Below are 17,665 nucleotides of genomic sequence, written 5' to 3'. Positions count from 1 at the left end.
TTAGAGCGCTCGCCATTCTCCGGGCGCAATCCCGTCGAGTGTCCAGTCGCCGATCTGCCAGCGGACGAGGCGCAGTGTCGGGTGGCCGACGGCGGCGGTCATGCGGCGGACCTGGCGGTTGCGACCTTCGCGGATCGTGAGGCGCAACCAGGTGTCGGGGATCGATTTTCTCACGCGGATCGGCGGATCGCGGGGCCAGAGCGCCGGGTCGTCGATCCGCTCCGCCCTGGCGGGTAGGGTGGGGCCGTCCTTGAGCGTGACCCCCTTGCACAGCGCCTGCAGTGCGGCCTCGTCGGGCTCGCCTTCCACCTGAACGAGATAGGTTTTTGGCAGCTTGTGGCGCGGGTCGGCGATGCGGGACTGGAGGTGGCCGTCGTCGGTCAGGAGCAGCAGGCCTTCGCTGTCATGGTCAAGCCGGCCGGCTGGGTAAACGCCCGGGAAGTCTATGAAATCCGCGAGCGTGGGCCGGGGCGGGCCAGTGCGTTCGGGAGAGAACTGGCAGAGCACGCCAAAGGGCTTGTTGAACGCAATGAGGGCCATCCGCCGCGCTTAGGCGCTTGATTCCTGGGCGGCAATCGCGCGTTTCCACCTCTCGCGGGCAGAAAGCGAACTCCAGCGGTCGCGCAGCGAACACGGCACGAACTCTTCGAGGCCGACCGACAGCGCGAGCATGATCGCATAGCCAACCGAGATGTCAGCCATGGTGAACCGCCCGGCAGCGACGAATTCCTCACCCATCATGCCTTCCGCATTTCGCAATCGCGAGCCGAACCATTCGGCGTAGTCGCGCGCGATTTCGGGGCGGCGCTCTCCGGGCCTGGCGAAGACCTGGTAGCGCAGGTGGATGGTCTGCGGGAAGGTGAGCGTCGCCTCGCCCATGACGAGGAAGTTGAGGTAGGCGGCGTAGCCTTCCTCGTGCGGGGCGACGGCGAGGTCCGTCGGGCCGTACTTCGTGGCGAGGTAGTGCGGGATCGCGACGCTTTCGGTCATTCTCACATCGCCATCGATCAGGACCGGAATCGTGCCCAAGGGGTTGATTTCGTGCATGCCTTCATGCCGGTGGCGCGGCGGGAAGGGGAGGGTGTGGAGCCGGTAGGGCAGGCCCATTTCCTCAAGCGCCCAGAGCGCGCGGAAGGAGCGGGCGTTCTTGCAGTGGTAGAGCGTGAGCATGGCGTGAGGATTGCGGGACAGCGTGCGCAGCACAAGGGCAAGTTTTCGACACATTGCCGCAAAGTGCTGGTCGTGAAGGCAATCCATAGGACGCGACGGGTCGTTACTTACACTGAGGAGAATAAGGATGCGTGTCATTCGGGCGATGGTGCCTACTGCCCTCGGGCTTTCCCTGGCGAATCTGGCCCTGCCGCATCCGGCATTGGCGCAGACAGCGCCTTCGGCCACCGCTCCTGTGCGGCCAGCGGGACCGCCGATGGCACCTCAGGGGTGGACGATGACCGTGGGCGTGGCGCCGGTGTTCGGCATGGCCTGGGCCGGATCGAAGGACACCGCGCTGTCGATCTTCCCGGACCTGCGGATCAACTACAAGGACACGCTGTTCCTTTCGGTGCAGGATGGCCTCGGCTGGAACGCGGTGAACCGCGATGGATGGAAGGCGGGGCCGATCGTGCGGACCCGCTTTGGGCGGAACGATGACGATGGCGGATCGCCGTTCCTGATTGCCGGCGGCAGCGACGCCTTGCGCGGGATGGGCGACGTGGACATTGCCGGCGAGGCCGGCGGCTTTGTCGAGAAGCGGCTGGGCGCGAAGAAGCAGTGGCGCCTGCGGGCCGAGGTCCGGCAGGGCTTTGGCGGGCACGAGGGCGTGGTGGGCGACGTGCTGGCGCAGTATTCCGGGCGCTCGGGCAAGGTGATCTATGCAGTGGGGCCGCGCGCGACCTTTGCCAGCGGCGATTTCATGCGGACCTATTACGGGGTGGATGGGGCCCAGGCGGCGCGCACGGGCCTGGCGGTTTCGCGGCCCGATGGCGGGCTGGTTTCCTACGGGTTGGGCGCCAGCCTGATCCGGCCGCTCAGTCCGAAGCGGGCGGTGGCGGTGTTTGCCGGCGTGGACCGGCTGGGCGGCGAGCCTGCGGCGAGTTCGCTGATCCGGGAGCGCGGGCAGCGCACGCAGTTTTCGGTCGGTCTGGGGTATTCCTACCGGTTTGGGCTTTGATATTCGGGGGTTGCGCCTTTGCCCACCCCCAACCCCTCCCGCAGGCGGGAGGGGAGAATAATGGGCTGACGATCAGTTGATGGAAATGACGCCATCGACGGCGCGCCATTCCTGCGGGCCAATCAGGTGATTGTGGGCGATGCGGACCGAGTGGAGGGCAGCCTCGATTTCGCGCCGCCAGTGATCGAGGAAGCCGTGGAGGCGCGGGAACCGGGGGGCGAGATCGTATTGCTGGAAGGCGAACATCTGCAGCAGGCTGGGGTGGTCCGGCAGGTAATAGTGGATCTGGATGGTGGTGAGGCCGTAGCCTTCCATCTGCAGCCGGATATCCTCCCCAGGGGTGTTGGCGCCTATCACACGTCCCATGCTCTTCCTTCCTTCGGTTCGGAAGGAGCACCGGCCTGAAAGGAGCGCGATGCTCCGACCCATGCAAAAGTCGCAAAGACAGTTTCAGTTGTGACGAAAAATCCTGAAGATGCGGTGAACCGTCAAGAGGCGCAAAAAGCGTATTCCACAATCAGGATCCGGCAACGGGCGCGATCTGTTCGCACTTGGCCTTGGTATCCGACGTGCCGCCGCCGCCGAGCATTGTCGCGGCGATGAAGCCACCGACGACGAGCAGGACGAAGCCGACGGTGACGAGGCCGAGGTACTTGTCGATGAAGCGCTTGATCGGCGCACCGAACAGGCGGAACAGCACGCCGACGATCATGAAGCTGATCGAGCGGCTGACGATGCTGGCAAGGATGAACGGCACCAGCGGCATGGCGATGAAGCCGGCGGTGATCGTCAGCAGCTTGAACGGGATGGGCGTGGCGCCCTTGATCATGATGATCTCGACCCCGTATTCGCGCAGGTAGCACGCTGCCTTGGGGAAGCTTTCGGTCAGGTGCAGCGCGGCCAAGAGCTGGGTGCCGACAGTGTCATAGAGGCCATAGCCGATTGCGTAGCCGAGCAGACCGCCGAGAACCGAGGCGATCGTGGCAACAGCGGCGAAGCGCACGGCCTTCCTAGGTTCAGCGAGGCACATCAGGCCGAGCAGCGGGTGCGGCGGGATCGGGAAGAAGCTTGCCTCCATGAACGCGAACAGCGCGAGCCACCATTCGGCATGGGGGTGCGCGGCCTTGGCCATGGTCCAATCATAAAGGCGGCGGAGCATCGGGATCCTGTTCGTTGTTGCGGGTGTGCGGATAGGGGAGGCGGGGACGGAGTGCCAGAGCTTCTTATAGTTTGGTTATGCCGAAGGGGGAAGATAACCTTATTGGCACTTTTTGATTGACTTTCCCGGCCAATTGAGTACATAACAAGAACATCGCGAGGCCGAATCGTTCTGACAGCGGGAACGGCGGGCGGTGGCGTCAGAAAAGCTCAATTCCGAAAGGGATGGTCCGCATGGCCAAGCCGAAAGTGCAGCCGGGTGCCGATGAGTCATGTGCGGAGACCGCATGCGCAGACGTTCCTGATAGGGAACTGGCACCTGCGCAACCGGTGAAGGCGAAGAAGAGCAACAGGCCCTGGCGACCGGTGTTTCTGGCCGCGCTGGCCGAAACGTCGAACGTGACGGCGGCGGCAGCGGCGGCGGACATTCCGGCCTCGCGGGCCTACAAGGACAAGCGCGACGACAGCGAATTTGCCGCCAGGTGGCGCGAGGCCTTGTGCGAGGGTTACGACCTGCTTGAGATCGAAGTGCTGCATCGCCTGCGCTTTGGCGAGCCGAAGGATGGTGCGAAGTTCGACAATGCAACTGCTCTGCGCCTGCTTTCGCAGCATCGCGAGACCGTGGCGCGCGAGCGGGCGATCCGCGACAATGCCGACGTCGAAGCCGTGCGCCAGTCGCTTCATGCCAAGCTGCTGCAGATCCGCGAGGAAGTGCAGAAGCAGCGCCAGGCTGCGGCCATGGACTTGAGCGCGCATGGCTGAGCGAGCGTTGCTGGACTGGCTGTCCGATGCAAGCCCCGAGCACATCGCCGCTTTCGTCGAAGGGCTGGACGACAAGGAGATTATCGAGTGGCCGTTCGACTGGCGGACCTGGGCGCGGGAAAACCAGCTTGCGCCGGACGACGACTGGCGGGTGTGGCTGGTCATGGCCGGGCGCGGGTTCGGCAAGACCCGGCTGGGTGCGGAATGGGTGCGCGGCGTGGCCGAGAACGATCCGGAGGCGCGGATCGCGCTGATCGGATCGTCGCTCCACGAAGCGCGCAGCGTGATGGTGGAAGGCGAGAGCGGGTTGCTTTCGATCGGGGCGCCATGGCGGCGGCCGACCTATGAAAGTTCGGTCCGGCGCCTGACCTGGCCGAACGGGGCACAGGCGTTCCTCTATTCGGCGGGCGAGCCGGAAGCCTTGCGCGGGCCGCAGCACAGCCATGCCTGGTGCGACGAGATTGCCAAGTGGGACAACATGTCGAACCGGGCGCTTTCGACCTGGGACAACCTGCTGATGGGGCTGCGGCTGGGGAGCGATCCCAGGCTGGTGGCGACGACCACGCCGCGGCCGGTGCCGCTGGTGGCGCGGGTCATGGGTGGCCAGAACCCGGACAGGCGTGAAGACGTGGTGGTGACGCGGGGCACGACCTTCGACAACGCCGCGAACCTGCCCGAGCGCTTCCTTGAGGCGATGCGCAAGACCTTTGGCGGGACCATGCTGGGCCGGCAGGAGCTGCTGGGCGAGATGATCGAGGATCTGGTGGGCGCGCTGTGGAGCCGCCGCCTGATCGAAGAGAGCCGCGAAGACGCAGCGCCGCCGTGCACGCGGATCGTGATCGGAGTGGACCCTCCGGCGAGCGCGCATGGCGATGCCTGCGGGATCGTGGTGTGCGGCATCGGGGATGACCGGATCGCCCGGGTGCTGGCCGACTGTTCGGTGGAACAGGCCAGTCCCGAGCGCTGGGCCCGCGCCGTCGTCAATGCCGCGCAGGCCTGGTCGGCTGACCGGGTGGTGGCCGAGGCGAACCAGGGTGGCGAGATGGTGAGCGCGGTGCTGCGTGCGGCACAGGCGAGCCTGCCCCTGCGCCTTGTCCATGCAAGCCGGGGCAAGGCGGCGCGGGCCGAGCCGGTGGCGGCGCTCTATGAAGCGGGGCGGGTGCGCCATGCCGGAATGTTCGCAAGGCTGGAGGACGAGTTGTGCGGAATGATGCCGGGCGGCGAATACCAAGGGCCGGGGCGATCTCCAGACCGGGCGGATGCCTGTGTCTGGGCGCTGACCGAGCTGATGCTGGGGCAACAGGCGGAGCCGCGCATCTGGTTTGATTGAAGGTTTTGGTGGTGCTGCTTGCCCACCCCACCCCCTCGCGCTTGCGGGAGGGGAGAAGAGAAGTGCGCCTTGCGGGGCGGTCATTCAGTTCATCATGAAAGGCAGACTATGTCGTTCTTTCAATCGCTTGCTGCTGCCTTCAAGGGCGAGGCGGTGACGCCGCGCGCGCCGCTGGGGCGCAGTTTCGTCTCGCCGTGGATTGCCGCTTCGGACTGGCGCGGGGATAGCGCCCGCGGGCCGATCAACTATCCCGTGGCGATCCGCGAGGCCTACTTGCGCAACCCGGTGGCACAGCGCGCGGTGCGGCTCGTGGCCGAAGGAATCGGCGGGGCACCGGTCAGGGCTTCGCAGCACGAGCTGCTGGCGCTGATCAGCGAGACCAGCGCGGGCCAGCCGCTGATCGAGACGCTGGCGGCGCATCTGCTGCTGCACGGCAATGCCTATGTCCAGGTGCTGCGCGATGCCGATGGCGTGCCGGTGGAGCTGTTTGCGCTGCGGCCCGAGCGGGTGACGGTGATCCCCGATGCCGGCGGATGGCCGGCGGCCTTTGCCTACAAGGTCGGCGAGAAGGCGATGCGGATCGAGGCGACGGACGACTTCGGGCGTCCGAACCTGATCCATGTGAAGCACTTCCATCCGCTTGACGATCATTATGGCGCGGGGTGCCTGGAGGCGGCCGAGGAGGCCGTGGCGATCCACAATGCGGCGGCGGGCTGGAACCGCGCATTGCTGGAGAATGCGGCGCGGCCTTCAGGGGCACTGGTCTATGATCCCGGCGAGCCGGGGGCGGCGCTTTCGGCCGACCAGTTCGAGCGGATCAAGGCGGAGCTGACGGCGGCCTATTCGGGCATGGGCAATGCCGGGCGGCCGATGCTGCTGGAAGGCGGCCTCAAGTGGCAGGCGCTGGCGCTGACCCCTGCGGACATGGACTTTGCCACGCTCAAGGCGGCGGCGGCGCGCGACATCGCTCTGGCCTTCGGCGTGCCGCCGATGCTGCTGGGGATTCCGGGCGACAACACTTATGCGAACTATCGCGAGGCGAACCGGGCGCTGTGGCGGCTGACGCTGCTGCCGCTCGCGGGGAAGGTGCTCTCCGCGCTGGCCGAGGGGCTGTCAGGTTCGTTTGCCGGGGCGGCGCTGAGCGTCGATCTCGATGCGGTGCCGGCGCTGGCCGAGGATCGCGAGCGGTTGTGGGCCCAGGTTTCGGGCGCCGACTTCCTTTCGGCTGAGGAGAAGCGCCAAATGCTCGGCTTTGGGCTCGGGATCGGTGAGGTGGCGGCATGACCCGCGAGGACATGCTGGCGCGGCTGGTCGCGCAGGCCGAGGACGAGGGCGGCGATCTCGTCACGTTGCGGGCGATCGTGGAAGAGGCTTCGGACCTCGGCGCGGCACGGGTGCTGAGCCGGATGGGGCTGGCTGACGATCATGCGCCGACCGACATGGCAGAGCTGCGTCAGCTGCTAGGCGCCTGGCGCGATGCCAAGGCGAGCGCGTGGAAGGCCGTGGTGACCTGGGTGGTGCGGGGCCTGCTGGCGCTGCTGCTGCTGGGCATCGCGGTGCGCACGGGCCTGATGGAGCTGGTGCGTTGAGCGCCCCGGTGCGGTTCGCGGGCTACGCCGCGATCTTCCGCAAGCGCGACAGCGGCGGCGATACGATCCTGCCGGGCGCGTTCAAGGGCAGTCTCGAGCGCAGGCTGGCCGAAGGGCTGAAGCTGCCGCTGCTGTGGCAGCACCGCCCCGACCAGCGCATCGGCTGGATCGAGAGCGCAGGCGAGGACGAGCGCGGCCTGCGCGTGGTGGCACGGATCGATGCCGCGGATTCGGCGGCGGCGCGGGCGCTCAAGAACGGCGCGGTGGACGGGCTTTCGTTCGGATACCGCGTGCTCAAGGGCCGGGCGCTGCCGGGAGGGCGCGAGCTCGAGGACCTCGACCTGTTCGAGGTGAGCCTGGTGACCCGGCCGATGCAGCCGCTGGCGCGGGTCCACTACGTCGAGCCCGAGGCAGGCTGATTTTCCCGAAACCGAAGTCCCCGATGGGCCGCGCGGTCCCGTGCGACCTGTTTCATGCAGAAAGGACGTTGAGCCACATGGATAATCTGGAGATCGAAACCAAGGCCGATGCCATCGCTGAATCGTTCGACATCGTCGAGCGCCAGGATGCGCACGATGCCGCCATCGCCGCGCTGCGCAGCGAGGTGGAGGAAGTGAAAGGCCGGATCGAGCGGGCGGGCCGCATGGCGGTGCGTCCCATGCTCGCTGGCAGTGCGGAAGGCGGTCAGGAGATCAACGGCTTCATCGACGGCTATGTCCGCCATGGCCGCGAGACCGAGTTGAAGGCGCTTTCGGGCACCGTGCCGGCCGATGGCGGCTTTGCGGTGCCGCAGAAGATCGACGAGATGATCGCGCGCCGCATGGTGGAGATCAGCCCGATCCGTTCGGTGGCCAATGTCGTGCAGACCGGCACTTCAGGTTTCCGTCGCCTGGTGTCGATCGGCGGCGCGGCTTCGGGCTGGGTCAGCGAGACCGGGGCGCGTCCCGAAACGGCAAGCCCCAAGCTGGCCGAGATCCTGCCGCCGACCGGAGAACTCTACGCCAATCCTTCGGCGACGCAGGCGATGCTCGATGACGCGGCGTTCGATGTCGAGAGCTGGCTGGCGGGCGAGATCGCGACCGAATTTGCTCGCGCCGAAGGTGCGGCGTTCATCAACGGTACCGGCACCAACCAGCCCAAGGGCTTCCTCACCGCGACGACCAGCGCTGCAGGCGACAATACCCGTGCCTTCGGGGCGCTGCAGTTCATCGGTTCGGGCAATGCCTCCGGCTTTGATAGTGCGCCGGAGGCCAAGCTGATCGATCTGGTGTTCCAGATGAAGGCGCCGCTGCGCCAGGGCGCAGTGTGGGTGATGAACTCGACCACGCTGGCGACGATCCGCAAGCTCAAGACTTCGGACGGCGCGTTCCTGTGGCAGCCGGGTCTGGTACAGGGCCAGCCCGATCGCCTGCTCGGCTATCCGGTGGTCGAGGCCGAGGACATGCCACCCGCCGCGTGGGCGGGCAGGTCATGGACAGCGATGCGATCAAGCTGCTGAGAATCACGGCCTGATCGGCGTTCGGCTGACCCTTCCGGAAGCCTGACGGCCTCCGGATGCCTGCGGCGGTTCCTCCCCCTGCCGCCGCAGGCCCCCTTTCCTTCCAAGATGACCGGAGATTGCCATGATGCGGGCAATTGTCGCGCCGCCAGCCGTGGCCTCGGCGGCGCTTAGCGAACTGAAGGCCTGGCTCGGGATTTCCCGGACCGCCGACGATGGCGAGCTGGTCTCGCTGATGCGCGCCGCGTTTGACGTGTGCGAGGGCTTTACCGGCACGATGCCGCTGCAATCGGGCTGCGAGGACGTGCTGGAAGCCAGTGGCGAGTGGCAGGCGCTCTCGGCGCGACCGGTTACCGCGATCACCGCGATGGCAGGTCTGAGCACGGCGGGTCTGCGCACGGCGCTGGCTTCGACCGATTACGAGCTGGACATTCGTGCCGATGGCACCGGCCTTGTGCGGTTGCGCCGGCCGATCGAGCAGACGCGGGTGGTGGTGACCTATGTTGCCGGTCTTGCCAGCGACTGGACCACTTTGCCCGAGGCGATCCGCCATGGCGTGATCCGGCTTGCGGCGCACCAGCATCGCGCGCGTGACGACGAGAAGAAGGCGGCAACGCTGCCGCCGGCCGTGGTCGCCGCGCTGTGGCGGCCGTGGCGGCGGATGCGCCTCGCATGATCGAGGGGCGGGCCGATGGCGCCGGGCTGGTGCGGCGGCTGACCGAGAAAGCGCAGGCGCTGGCCAAGGCGCGGGCGGCAATGCTGGCGCAGGGCAAGAGCGCGCGGCGGTGGCGCCAGGCAGGTTTGCTCTGGCCCTTGTTCGGAAAGGAATAGGCAATGGAAATTCCCTTTCGCGCCGTGCTGATCGACTGGCTGGCAAATGATCCGGCGCTGGGCGCGGCGCTCAACGCGGTGGTCGAGGAAGCACCTTCGCGCGTGGCCTTGCCGTGGCTGGCGCTGACGGCAAGCGCGAGCACCAACTGGGGCACCAAGACGCTCGCCGGGCGCGAGATCCGCGTGGCGCTGGAGCTGAACTTCCGCAGCGACGATCCGCTGGGCGGCGCGGCGCTGGTCGCGGCGATCGAGGCGCGGGTCGAGAGCCTGCCCTACGACCAGGCAGCGAGTGGTTTCCGCATTGCCAGCCTGGCGATGCTGAAGGCGCGGGCCGAACAGCGTGGCGAAGCGGTGCGGGTGGTCGTGCTGGAATATCGGGCGCGCGTGATGGCGGCCTGACACCTCATTCTGTTTCAAGGAGAACCGACATGGCAGCACAGAAAGGAAGCGCCTTTCTGCTGAAGATCAGCGATGGCGCGGCAACGCCGACCTACAACACCGTGGCGGGCCTGCGGACCACGCAGATGTCCATCAACGGCGAGGCGGTGGTCATAACCTCGAAGGATTCGGGCGGGTGGCGCGAGCTGCTTTCCGGTGCGGGGACGCGCTCGGTGACGGTGAGCGCGGCGGGCATCTTCCTTGGCAGCGCGGCTGAAGGCCAGGTGCGCGGCAATGCCCTTTCCGGGACCATCGCCGACTACGAGCTGTCGTTCGAGGGTGGTGAGAAGATGCGTGGGCGTTTCCTCGTCCAGCGGCTCGACTACTCGGGCGATTTCAACGGCGAGCGCAACTATACGATGACGCTCGAAAGCTCGGGCGTGGTGGCGCAGGTCTGATGGCGGATGCAGCCAACCCGCACCGCGGTGAAGCGGTGCTATCGCTTGGCGGGCAGCCGCTGGTGCTGCGCCCGACCTTCGGCGCCCTGGTGGCAGCGGAGGAGGAACTCGGCTCGCTGTTTGCATTGGTCGAGCGGGCGAGCGCCGGGCAGCTGCGGCTGGGCGAGATGGTCGCGCTGTTCTGGCACGCCTTGCGCGATCGCAACGGGCTTGAGCGCGCCGACTTTGCCGAGGCGGTGGCGCGCGAAGGACTGGCCGCCTGTACGCCGGTGCTGCGTGCACTGATCGTGCAGGTGCTGAAGGGCGGCGGATGAGCGGCACCTTCGGCAAGGTGGCAGCGCGGCTATCGGGACAGGCCGCGCTGCTGCTGGGCTGGTCACCGAACCGGTTCTGGTCGGCGACGCCCGAGGAACTGGCCACCGTCCTTGCCGCGATGCGCACGCCCGATGGCCAGGGCGTGGATCGCGGCACAATCGACAGACTGATGGAGCAAGATCGTGACGGATGAACTCGACACGCTGATGATCGACGTGCGCGCCAATACGTCCGGCTTCACGGCGGACCTGGCGCAGATGCGCGGGAGCTTCGATTCGATCCTGGTCGACGGGTTCGGCCGGGCAGGCGACACGCTGGAGCGCGGATTGCTGGGTGCGATCCGGCGCGGCTCGCTGGGGTTCGAAGACTTGCGACGCGTGGCGCTGAACGTGGTCGGCGACATTGCCGCGCAGGCGCTGCAGGCCGGGATCGGCTCGATTGGCGGGGCAACGGGCGCGCAATCGGCCGGGATCGGCGGCCTGCTGACGGGACTGGTCTCATCGATCTTCGGATTGCCGGGGCGCGCCACGGGCGGGCCGGTGGCACCGGGCAGGGGTTACCTCGTGGGCGAGCGTGGTCCGGAGCTGTTCGTGCCGACGTCAGCCGGGCGCGTGGAGCCTTCGGTCGGCGGGGGGCGAGGGCGAGACGTGAACGTTTCGATCCGGATCGTCAGCCCGCAAGGCAGCAACCAGCCCGAAAGCCTGCGCCGTTCGGGCAAGCAGGTGGCGCAGGCGGTGCGCCGTGCTCTCAACGAATTCTGATCAGGCGGGGAACCGGCGATGAGTTACTGGCTGGCCAAGCGCCGCACGGTGCAGCATACCGACACGATCCAGCGCTTCGATCCGCGCTTTTGGACGGTGAATTTCCCAAGGCCCGCAATGGCCTCGGTGGTGACGACCGCGCCCGATGCGCTGCGGGTGGACGCGGTGTTCCGCAAGGCGGACGATCTGGTCGGGCTGATCTGGGAATCCGAAGACAAGTGGGATCACCCGCTGCTGGCCTATGAAACGCGGCGCGATTATTCGCGGCTGACGCTTTCGTTCCGCTGGCGATCGGGCGGGGTCCTGCCCCTTGATGCGGTAAACGGGCCGACGCTGACCATCGAGGGACGCGATGCGGCTGGCAATGCGCGGGCCTGGTACGTGCGGCTGTGGAACTATGCCAGCGGCTCGCCAACCGATGCGCAGATCACGCTGAAGTTTTCAGAACTCGACGGCGGGTTCCTGCTGCCGGCCGAAGCTGACCCGGTGCATCCGGCGGATATCGACCGGCTGTTCATCTCGCTGGTGGCGCCGGGCTATGCGCCGGGCAGTGCGACGCCGTTTGCGACTTCGGCGGCGGGGTGGGCGGAGCTTTCCGAGATTTCCTGCCAGGGGCACAAGCCGATGCTGGAACTGGGTGACGTGATGGTCCCGCCGCATGGCCTCGCCATGTGCACCGGCTATGACGACGCCTACAACCTGACGCCGGCACGACTGCTGCGGCAGATCCGGGGCCTGGGCTATCGCGGCAGCATCAACCACTACATCGGCATGAGCCACTTCTATTCGCTGGTACCGGACGGGGCAGGCGGGTTCGTGGTCGATCCCTGGCAGCCAGCGATGAACCCGGCGGCGCAAAAGTGGCATGAGGCGTTCTTCGCCGGGGCCAAGGCAATGGGGCAGACGATCATCGCCTCGCAATCCTATGAGGTGCTGGCGCAGAACTGCCCGGCGGCGTGGCAGCAGAAGGCGTGGGACGGAGCGCCGGCGCGGACGGGATGGGTGCCGCCTTCGGCACTGCTTTCGCCCGCGAACGCACAGGCGATGGCGTGGGTGCGCAAGGTTGGCGTGGCGCTGGTCGGCCTGATGCAGGGCGCCGGGCTGCCGGTGCGGCATCAGGTGGGCGAACCGTGGTGGTGGGTGACGCAGGACCGGCGCATCTGCATCTACGACGACGCGGCCAAGGCGGCGTTTGGCGGCAGTCCCGTAAACATTCCGGACATGGGCGCGAACCTTGACGCGGCGCAGAAGAGCCTGCTCGATCAGGCAGGCGCCTTGCTGGCGCAATCGACGGCGGACCTCGCCGCAGCGGTGAAAGCGGCTGCGGGCAGTGCCGGGGCGGAGAGGCTGCTGCTGGCATTCCTGCCGACCGTGCTCGATCCCGTGACGCCCGAGGCTTACCGCGCGAATCTGCCCGTCGGATGGGCCTCGCCTGCTTTCGACGTGCTGCAGCTGGAAGACTACGATTGGGTCACGGCGGGCAAGGATGCGCTGCGCGCCGAGGCGCGGGTGATGGCCGAGGCGCGACTGGGCTACCCGCGATCGAAGCAGCACTACCTCTCAGGCTTCGTGCTGTTTGCGGACAATGCGGAAGTGGAATGGGCCCGCATCGATGCGGCGGCGAGCGAGGCGGCTGGCCTTGGGGTGGCGGAAACCTTCATCTGGGCTCTGCCGCAGGTTTCGCGCGACGGCTTTACCCGGCTTCCCGACAAGAGCGGAGACGAGACCATGCAATCCTTTGACGATGTCCTGTTCCCGCTGGCGCTGGGACGGGACGCTTCGGTGACGCCGGAATTCTCGACCAATGTCACGATCACGGCTTCGGGCTTCGAGCGGCGTAACAGCCTGTGGTCGGATGCCAGGCTGCGCTTTGACGTGGGGCCGGGCGTGCGGTCCGAGGCGGAACTGGGCGAGTTGATCGCATTCTTCCGGGCGCGGCGCGGGCAGGCGCGCGGGTTTCGCTTGCGCGATCCTTCGGACTTCAGCTCCAACGGGATGACCGGGGTGCCGACGCCGACGGACCAGATTCTGGGGACCGGCGATGGCGCGACTGCGCGCTTTGCCCTGGTCAAGCACTATGGCGACGGGGCCGATGCGCAGAAGCGGCGGATCACCCGGCCGCGCGCGGAAACGCTGAGGGTGAGTGTCGACGGTGCCGAGACCGGCGATTTTTCACTCGATGCCAAAGGCGTGCTGGTGTTCGCGACGGCGCCGGCCGCAGGCTCGGTGGTGCGGGCCGGCTTCCTCTTCGACGTGCCGGTGCGGTTTGCCGAGGACCGTCTCGACATTTCGGGCGCGGAATTCGCGGCTGGCGAGGCGCCGAGCGTGCCGCTGGTCGAACTGCGAGAAGACGCATGAGCCGGACCTGGTTCAGCCAGCCCCTTGAGACCGTGGCGGTGTGGTGGCGGATCGAGCGGCGCGACGGTGTGGCGCTGGGCTTTACCAGCCATGACCGCGATCTCGTATTCGCCGGGCTTCGCCACCGGACGGCGCCGGGAATGGTGCCATCGGCCGTGCGTCGGACAGCGACGCTGGAGGCGGACTCGGCGGAAGTCTCCGGCGCACTGGCGCACGATGCGATAGGCGAGGCGGAGCTTGCCAGCGGACGGTTCGACGGCGCGCGCGTGGCGATGGGGCTGGTCGATTGGGAAAGCCTGGAGTTCGAGGCGCTGTTCACCGGGACGATCGGATCGGTCGGTCGTGAGGGGGAGCAGTTCTCGGCCGAACTGGAGTCGCTCAAGCAGGTGCTGGCGCGCGATCTGGTGCCGCGCACGTCGCCGACCTGCCGCGCCGAGTTCTGTGGCGAGGGTTGCACGCTTTCTTCGGCCCGCTTCACGCATGAGGCCACGTTGACCGAGGTGGGGGCAGGCCGACAATGGGTCAGGGCCAGCGGCATTGTTGCGGCCGATTTCGCTTTCGGCTGGCTGAGGCCGGTGGATGGCGGCGATGCCGGGGCGGTGCTGCGCGTGCGCGTGGTGGATGATGGATGGCTCGTGCTCGAGCGACCCCTGGCTGAAGACGCGACGGCGGGGCAGCGGGTTGTGCTGCGTGAGGGATGCGATCACACGATTGCAACCTGTTCAACGCGGTTCGGCAATGCCGTGAATTTCCAGGGCGAGCCGTATCTTCCCGGCAACGACCTGCTCACCCGTTATCCGGCGGCGCAAGGATGAGCCGGGCGCTTGCCGAGGCGGCGCTGGGCCTGGTGGGGGTGCCGTTCCGGTTGCACGGGCGCGATCCGGCTTCCGGCCTCGATTGCGTGGGACTGGTGGCCGAAGCGCTGCGCCGCGCCGGGCGGCAGCCTGATCCGCCCGAGGGCTATGCGCTGCGTTCGACCAGTGTGGCGCGGTTCCTGCGCTGCGCCGCGGCAAGCGGGCTGACGGAATGTGCGGACGGTGGCGATGTTGTGTTGTGCCGGGTCGGGCCGGTGCAATCGCATCTGGCGGTGCGCGTGCCTGGCGGCTTCGTTCATGCACACGCTTCATTGGGCCGAGTGACATTTCTGCCCGGGCCGCTTCCATGGTTGGTCAGCCTGCAATGGCGACTGGCAGACGAGAAGGATTGATTGCGATGGCAACCCTGCTTCTTACCGCCGTGGGCACCGCATTCGGCGGGCCGCTGGGCGGTGCGATCGGCGCGCTGCTCGGACAGCAGATCGACGGCGCGGTATTCGGCAAGCGCAAGGTCGAGGGGCCAAGGCTCAAGGAGCTGTCGGTCCAGACTTCCAGCTATGGGTCGGCATTGCCGATGCATTTCGGCCGAATTCGTTCGTCGGGCAGCGTGATCTGGTCGACCGAACTGGTCGAGCACAAGCAGAAGAACGGTGGCGGGAAAGGCCAGCCCTCTGTCACCAGCTATACTTACACCGCATCGTTTGCAGTCGCCGTATCGAGCAGACCCGTTACGGGGATCGGGCGCATCTGGGCAGATGGAAACCTTCTGCGCGGGGCGGCAGGCGATCTGAAAGTGGGCGGAAGCGTCCGCGTGCATCGAGGTTATGCCGACCAGGCTCCTGATCCGCTGCTCGTGCAGGCCGAAGGCGCAGCGCTGAATCCGGCTTATCGTAGCTTGGCCTATGTCGTGTTCGAGGATCTCGAGCTGGCCGATTTCGGCAATCGTCTTCCTTCCCTGACCTTCGAAATCCTGGCCGACGAAAGCGCGGTCAGTGCGGCCGACGTCGTGCAGTTCCTGCTGCCGACCGCCGACGTCTCGGGTATCGGTTCGCTTACGCTGGCAGGATATTCCGTCGAGCAGGGCGGGGTGGCTGACGCGGTGGCTACGCTGGCCGAGCTATCGCCGATTGCCTGCACCGTGGCCGACGAGAGGTTGCGCTTCCGGCTTGGCGACGACAGCCAGGCAACTACCCTTTCCTTGCCGCAGCCGTGTGCCGGCGGCGAATCCGCCGAGGATGCGCGTGCAAGCGGCTGGTCGCGTCGGCGCGAGGCGCTTCCGGTGTCGCAGCAATGTGCGGTCCGCTACTACGATATCGGGCGGGACTATCAGCCGGGCCTGCAGCGCAGCATTGGCCGCAGTGCCCCCGGAGACGTGGCTACCATTGAACTCCCGGCGGCGATGACGGCAGCTGAAGCTAGCGTCATTGCGGATCGCGCAGCGCGCCGTCGGACGATTGCGCACGACACCCTTCGTTACCGCATAACCGAGATCGACCACGCTTTTGCCCCCGGTGCCATTGTGACCACTCCCGTCACCGAAGGCCGGTGGCGAGTGGAGCAATGGGAATGGCAGGCGGACGGGGTAATGCTGGACCTGGTCGCAGTGCCGCCATCCGCACCTGTGGATACGACGATCAGCGATCCGGGCCGGGCGAATCAGGCTCTCGATCTGCAACCGGGACCGACGTCGCTGGCAGCGTTTGAATTGCCTTGGGACGGCGTGGGTGATCCGACTACAGTCAAGCTTCAAGTGGCTGCTTCATCTCAAAGCGCCGGGTGGACCGGTGCCTCCTTGTTCGTCCAAGCCGGCGATGGTCAGCTTGCGGCAATCGGATCGACAGGCCGACGCCGCGCAGTCCTTGGGCGCACCCTTACGCAACTGCCCGCAGGGACGCCGCTGATGTTCGACGCACATGCCACGGTTGATGTGGCACTTGTGCCGCACGATGCAGCGTTAGCTGACGCGACCTGGGCCCAATTGATGCAAGGCAGCAATCTTTCATACCTCGGATCAGAGCTCATCCAGTTTTCGCGCGCAGAAAGGCTTGCGAACGGAACATGGCGCATCAGCGGCCTCCTTCGCGGGCGTGGGGGAACTGAGGCAGCCATCTCCAACCATGCCAGCGATGAGCCTTTCGTGTTGATCGATGATTCCCTGACAATGATCGATCCATCGGACGTGGCCGAAGGACTTCAGATCGCAGCGCTCGGGCTTGGCGACCCGGAAGTCGTCACAACCGAGGTGATCAACCGCGGCATAGGCTTGCGACCATTGGCCCCAGTCCACGGCCAGGCAAAACGCCTCGCCGATGGGGGGCTGCAATTGGACTGGATCCGGCGATCGCGCGGCGGCTGGGCTTGGCTGAACGAGCTCGATGTCCCTCTCAATGAGCCTCAGGAACTCTGGCAGATCGCTTATGGCACTGCGGACGCGGTGAACGTCACCTGGAACACGACCGAGCCACGCCTGCGGCTTACATCCGCGCAGGTTTCAGCCCTGGGCCCGGCGACCGAGGCGCACCGCTTCAGCATCCGGCAGGTGGGAAGGACCTCCCTGTCATTGCCGCTGATCGTCACGGCACCAGAATGACCCGCCAGTATGAAAAGGGAAACCAATGACTGACCCTATCAGCTATTCGACGTCGACCGCACGACTGGGTCTCCCGCTGCTCTTTGCCGGCCAGGCGCAGAAGGAGACCACGGTGAACGAGGCGCTTGCCTTGCTGGATATTTGCGTGGCCGGTTCTGTCCAAGGCGTTCTGAGTGATCCGCCGACTGCCCCTGTGATCGGACAGGCATGGATCGTGGGGGCAAGTCCGACCGGGCCATTCGCCAACCACCAAAACGCGATTGCGGGCTGGACGGAAGGGGGCTGGCGGTTTGTGCAGCCAGTCATCGGCATGCGCTGCTATGATCTCCAGAACGGCGCCAACCGTCTGTTTGACGGTGGCTGGACTCTTGCAACGGCCCCGGCCAGCCCGCAAGGTGGAGCAGTTGTCGATGCCGAGGCACGGGCCGCGATCGCAGCCTTGATCGAACTGCTTAAAGTAACCGGCACAATTTCAGCGAACTAAGTGGAACCAATTCCCTCTAGCGGCATTTCACCGGCACATGAGGGCGCAATCATCGAGAATTTGCACTGCACAATGGAGGCAATCCGTTGTTTTCATGCAACACTCGGTGTGTTTGTCCGCTTGCATGACCACTTTGGAACCGGTAGACAACCTGCACGACGTGGCATG

The 17,665-nt window shown here is 66.6% G+C and carries 23 protein-coding genes; 19 read left to right on the top strand and 4 right to left on the bottom strand.

Translation table 11 applies throughout. The annotated features are described in order from the left end of the window. Both AC1Q5P_RS12635 and AC1Q5P_RS12630 read right to left on the bottom strand, forming a co-directional pair. The gene (locus AC1Q5P_RS12635) at positions 1–540 is read right to left on the bottom strand and encodes a pseudouridine synthase (RefSeq protein WP_492519115.1); all 540 of its coding nucleotides are present in this window, start codon (positions 538–540) and stop codon (positions 1–3) included. A gap of 9 nt (positions 541–549) precedes the next feature. Then, entirely contained in the window at positions 550–1,224 is a 675-nt protein-coding gene (locus tag AC1Q5P_RS12630) for a glutathione S-transferase (RefSeq protein WP_492519114.1), read from the bottom strand. A 73-nt stretch (positions 1,225–1,297) separates the two neighbouring features. On the opposite strand from AC1Q5P_RS12630, the gene AC1Q5P_RS12625 reads away from it, so the two are divergent. Then, entirely contained in the window at positions 1,298–2,170 is an 873-nt protein-coding gene (locus AC1Q5P_RS12625; protein ID WP_236727234.1) for a MipA/OmpV family protein, read from the top strand. A 72-nt stretch (positions 2,171–2,242) separates the two neighbouring features. Here the strand turns inward: AC1Q5P_RS12625 and AC1Q5P_RS12620 are convergent, their stop codons facing one another. Both AC1Q5P_RS12620 and AC1Q5P_RS12615 read right to left on the bottom strand, forming a co-directional pair. Then, complete coding sequence (locus AC1Q5P_RS12620; RefSeq protein ID WP_492519113.1) at positions 2,243–2,536, bottom strand: usg protein; 294 nt, start codon at positions 2,534–2,536, stop codon at positions 2,243–2,245. 151 nt (positions 2,537–2,687) lie between these two features. Further along, a complete protein-coding gene (locus AC1Q5P_RS12615; RefSeq protein ID WP_492519112.1) occupies positions 2,688–3,329 on the bottom strand; it encodes a YqaA family protein in 642 nt (213 codons plus the stop codon). Between the two features lie 233 nt (positions 3,330–3,562). On the opposite strand from AC1Q5P_RS12615, the gene AC1Q5P_RS12610 reads away from it, so the two are divergent. The 18 genes from AC1Q5P_RS12610 to AC1Q5P_RS12525 all read left to right on the top strand — a co-directional run bounded on the left by AC1Q5P_RS12610 (position 3,563) and on the right by AC1Q5P_RS12525 (position 17,497). Beyond that, a complete protein-coding gene (locus tag AC1Q5P_RS12610) occupies positions 3,563–4,090 on the top strand; it encodes a hypothetical protein (protein WP_492519111.1) in 528 nt (175 codons plus the stop codon). After that, positions 4,083–5,420 carry a DNA-packaging protein gene (locus AC1Q5P_RS12605; RefSeq protein WP_492519110.1) on the top strand — a complete coding sequence of 446 codons (1,338 nt, stop codon included), beginning with the start codon at positions 4,083–4,085 and terminating at the stop codon, positions 5,418–5,420. Before AC1Q5P_RS12610 ends, AC1Q5P_RS12605 begins: the two co-directional genes overlap by 8 nt. Before the next feature lie 108 nt (positions 5,421–5,528). Beyond that, positions 5,529–6,704, top strand: coding sequence for a phage portal protein (locus tag AC1Q5P_RS12600; protein ID WP_492519109.1), 1,176 nt, complete (start codon positions 5,529–5,531; stop codon positions 6,702–6,704). Then, a complete protein-coding gene (locus tag AC1Q5P_RS12595) occupies positions 6,701–7,009 on the top strand; it encodes a DUF6127 family protein (RefSeq protein WP_039338591.1) in 309 nt (102 codons plus the stop codon). The genes AC1Q5P_RS12600 and AC1Q5P_RS12595 overlap by 4 nt, the downstream gene beginning before the upstream one ends. Then, the gene (locus AC1Q5P_RS12590) at positions 7,006–7,428 is read left to right on the top strand and encodes an HK97 family phage prohead protease (RefSeq protein WP_039338594.1); all 423 of its coding nucleotides are present in this window, start codon (positions 7,006–7,008) and stop codon (positions 7,426–7,428) included. The genes AC1Q5P_RS12595 and AC1Q5P_RS12590 overlap by 4 nt, the downstream gene beginning before the upstream one ends. Positions 7,429–7,505: 77 nt before the next feature. Then, on the top strand, positions 7,506–8,507 hold the full coding sequence (locus AC1Q5P_RS12585) for a phage major capsid protein (RefSeq protein WP_492519108.1): 1,002 nt from the start codon (positions 7,506–7,508) through the stop codon (positions 8,505–8,507). Positions 8,508–8,631: 124 nt separating this feature from the next. Then, a complete protein-coding gene (locus tag AC1Q5P_RS12580; RefSeq protein WP_492519107.1) occupies positions 8,632–9,183 on the top strand; it encodes a head-tail connector protein in 552 nt (183 codons plus the stop codon). After that, positions 9,180–9,338: a hypothetical protein gene (locus AC1Q5P_RS12575; RefSeq protein WP_156135949.1), complete on the top strand. Its 159-nt coding sequence runs from the start codon at positions 9,180–9,182 to the stop codon at positions 9,336–9,338. The genes AC1Q5P_RS12580 and AC1Q5P_RS12575 overlap by 4 nt, the downstream gene beginning before the upstream one ends. 3 nt (positions 9,339–9,341) lie before the next feature. Beyond that, complete coding sequence (locus tag AC1Q5P_RS12570; protein WP_193827715.1) at positions 9,342–9,737, top strand: DUF3168 domain-containing protein; 396 nt, start codon at positions 9,342–9,344, stop codon at positions 9,735–9,737. 29 nt (positions 9,738–9,766) lie between these two features. Then, positions 9,767–10,174, top strand: coding sequence for a phage major tail protein, TP901-1 family (locus AC1Q5P_RS12565; protein ID WP_062346116.1), 408 nt, complete (start codon positions 9,767–9,769; stop codon positions 10,172–10,174). Further along, on the top strand, positions 10,174–10,488 hold the full coding sequence (locus tag AC1Q5P_RS12560; RefSeq protein ID WP_039338601.1) for a gene transfer agent family protein: 315 nt from the start codon (positions 10,174–10,176) through the stop codon (positions 10,486–10,488). Before AC1Q5P_RS12565 ends, AC1Q5P_RS12560 begins: the two co-directional genes overlap by 1 nt. After that, entirely contained in the window at positions 10,485–10,682 is a 198-nt protein-coding gene (locus tag AC1Q5P_RS12555; RefSeq protein ID WP_193827716.1) for a phage tail assembly chaperone, read from the top strand. The genes AC1Q5P_RS12560 and AC1Q5P_RS12555 overlap by 4 nt, the downstream gene beginning before the upstream one ends. Beyond that, a complete protein-coding gene (locus tag AC1Q5P_RS12550) occupies positions 10,672–11,250 on the top strand; it encodes a tail tape measure protein (protein ID WP_492519106.1) in 579 nt (192 codons plus the stop codon). Before AC1Q5P_RS12555 ends, AC1Q5P_RS12550 begins: the two co-directional genes overlap by 11 nt. Before the next feature lie 18 nt (positions 11,251–11,268). Beyond that, positions 11,269–13,608, top strand: a complete 2,340-nt coding sequence (locus AC1Q5P_RS12545) for a DUF2460 domain-containing protein (RefSeq protein ID WP_492519105.1) — start codon at positions 11,269–11,271, stop codon at positions 13,606–13,608. Further along, entirely contained in the window at positions 13,605–14,423 is an 819-nt protein-coding gene (locus AC1Q5P_RS12540; RefSeq protein WP_492519104.1) for a phage/gene transfer agent baseplate hub protein, read from the top strand. The genes AC1Q5P_RS12545 and AC1Q5P_RS12540 overlap by 4 nt, the downstream gene beginning before the upstream one ends. Next, positions 14,420–14,815, top strand: coding sequence for an NlpC/P60 family protein (locus tag AC1Q5P_RS12535; protein WP_039338612.1), 396 nt, complete (start codon positions 14,420–14,422; stop codon positions 14,813–14,815). Before AC1Q5P_RS12540 ends, AC1Q5P_RS12535 begins: the two co-directional genes overlap by 4 nt. A gap of 5 nt (positions 14,816–14,820) precedes the next feature. Continuing rightward, positions 14,821–17,013, top strand: coding sequence for a phage tail protein (locus tag AC1Q5P_RS12530; protein WP_492519103.1), 2,193 nt, complete (start codon positions 14,821–14,823; stop codon positions 17,011–17,013). Between the two features lie 25 nt (positions 17,014–17,038). Next, a complete protein-coding gene (locus AC1Q5P_RS12525) occupies positions 17,039–17,497 on the top strand; it encodes a DUF2793 domain-containing protein (protein WP_193827722.1) in 459 nt (152 codons plus the stop codon). Positions 17,498–17,665 lie beyond the last annotated feature (168 nt).

The organism is Novosphingobium sp. GW835-FHT14H07, from assembly GCF_058793515.1.
Note: the sequence above shows the minus strand (reverse complement) of the source record. Positions and strands in the feature narration are given on the sequence as shown.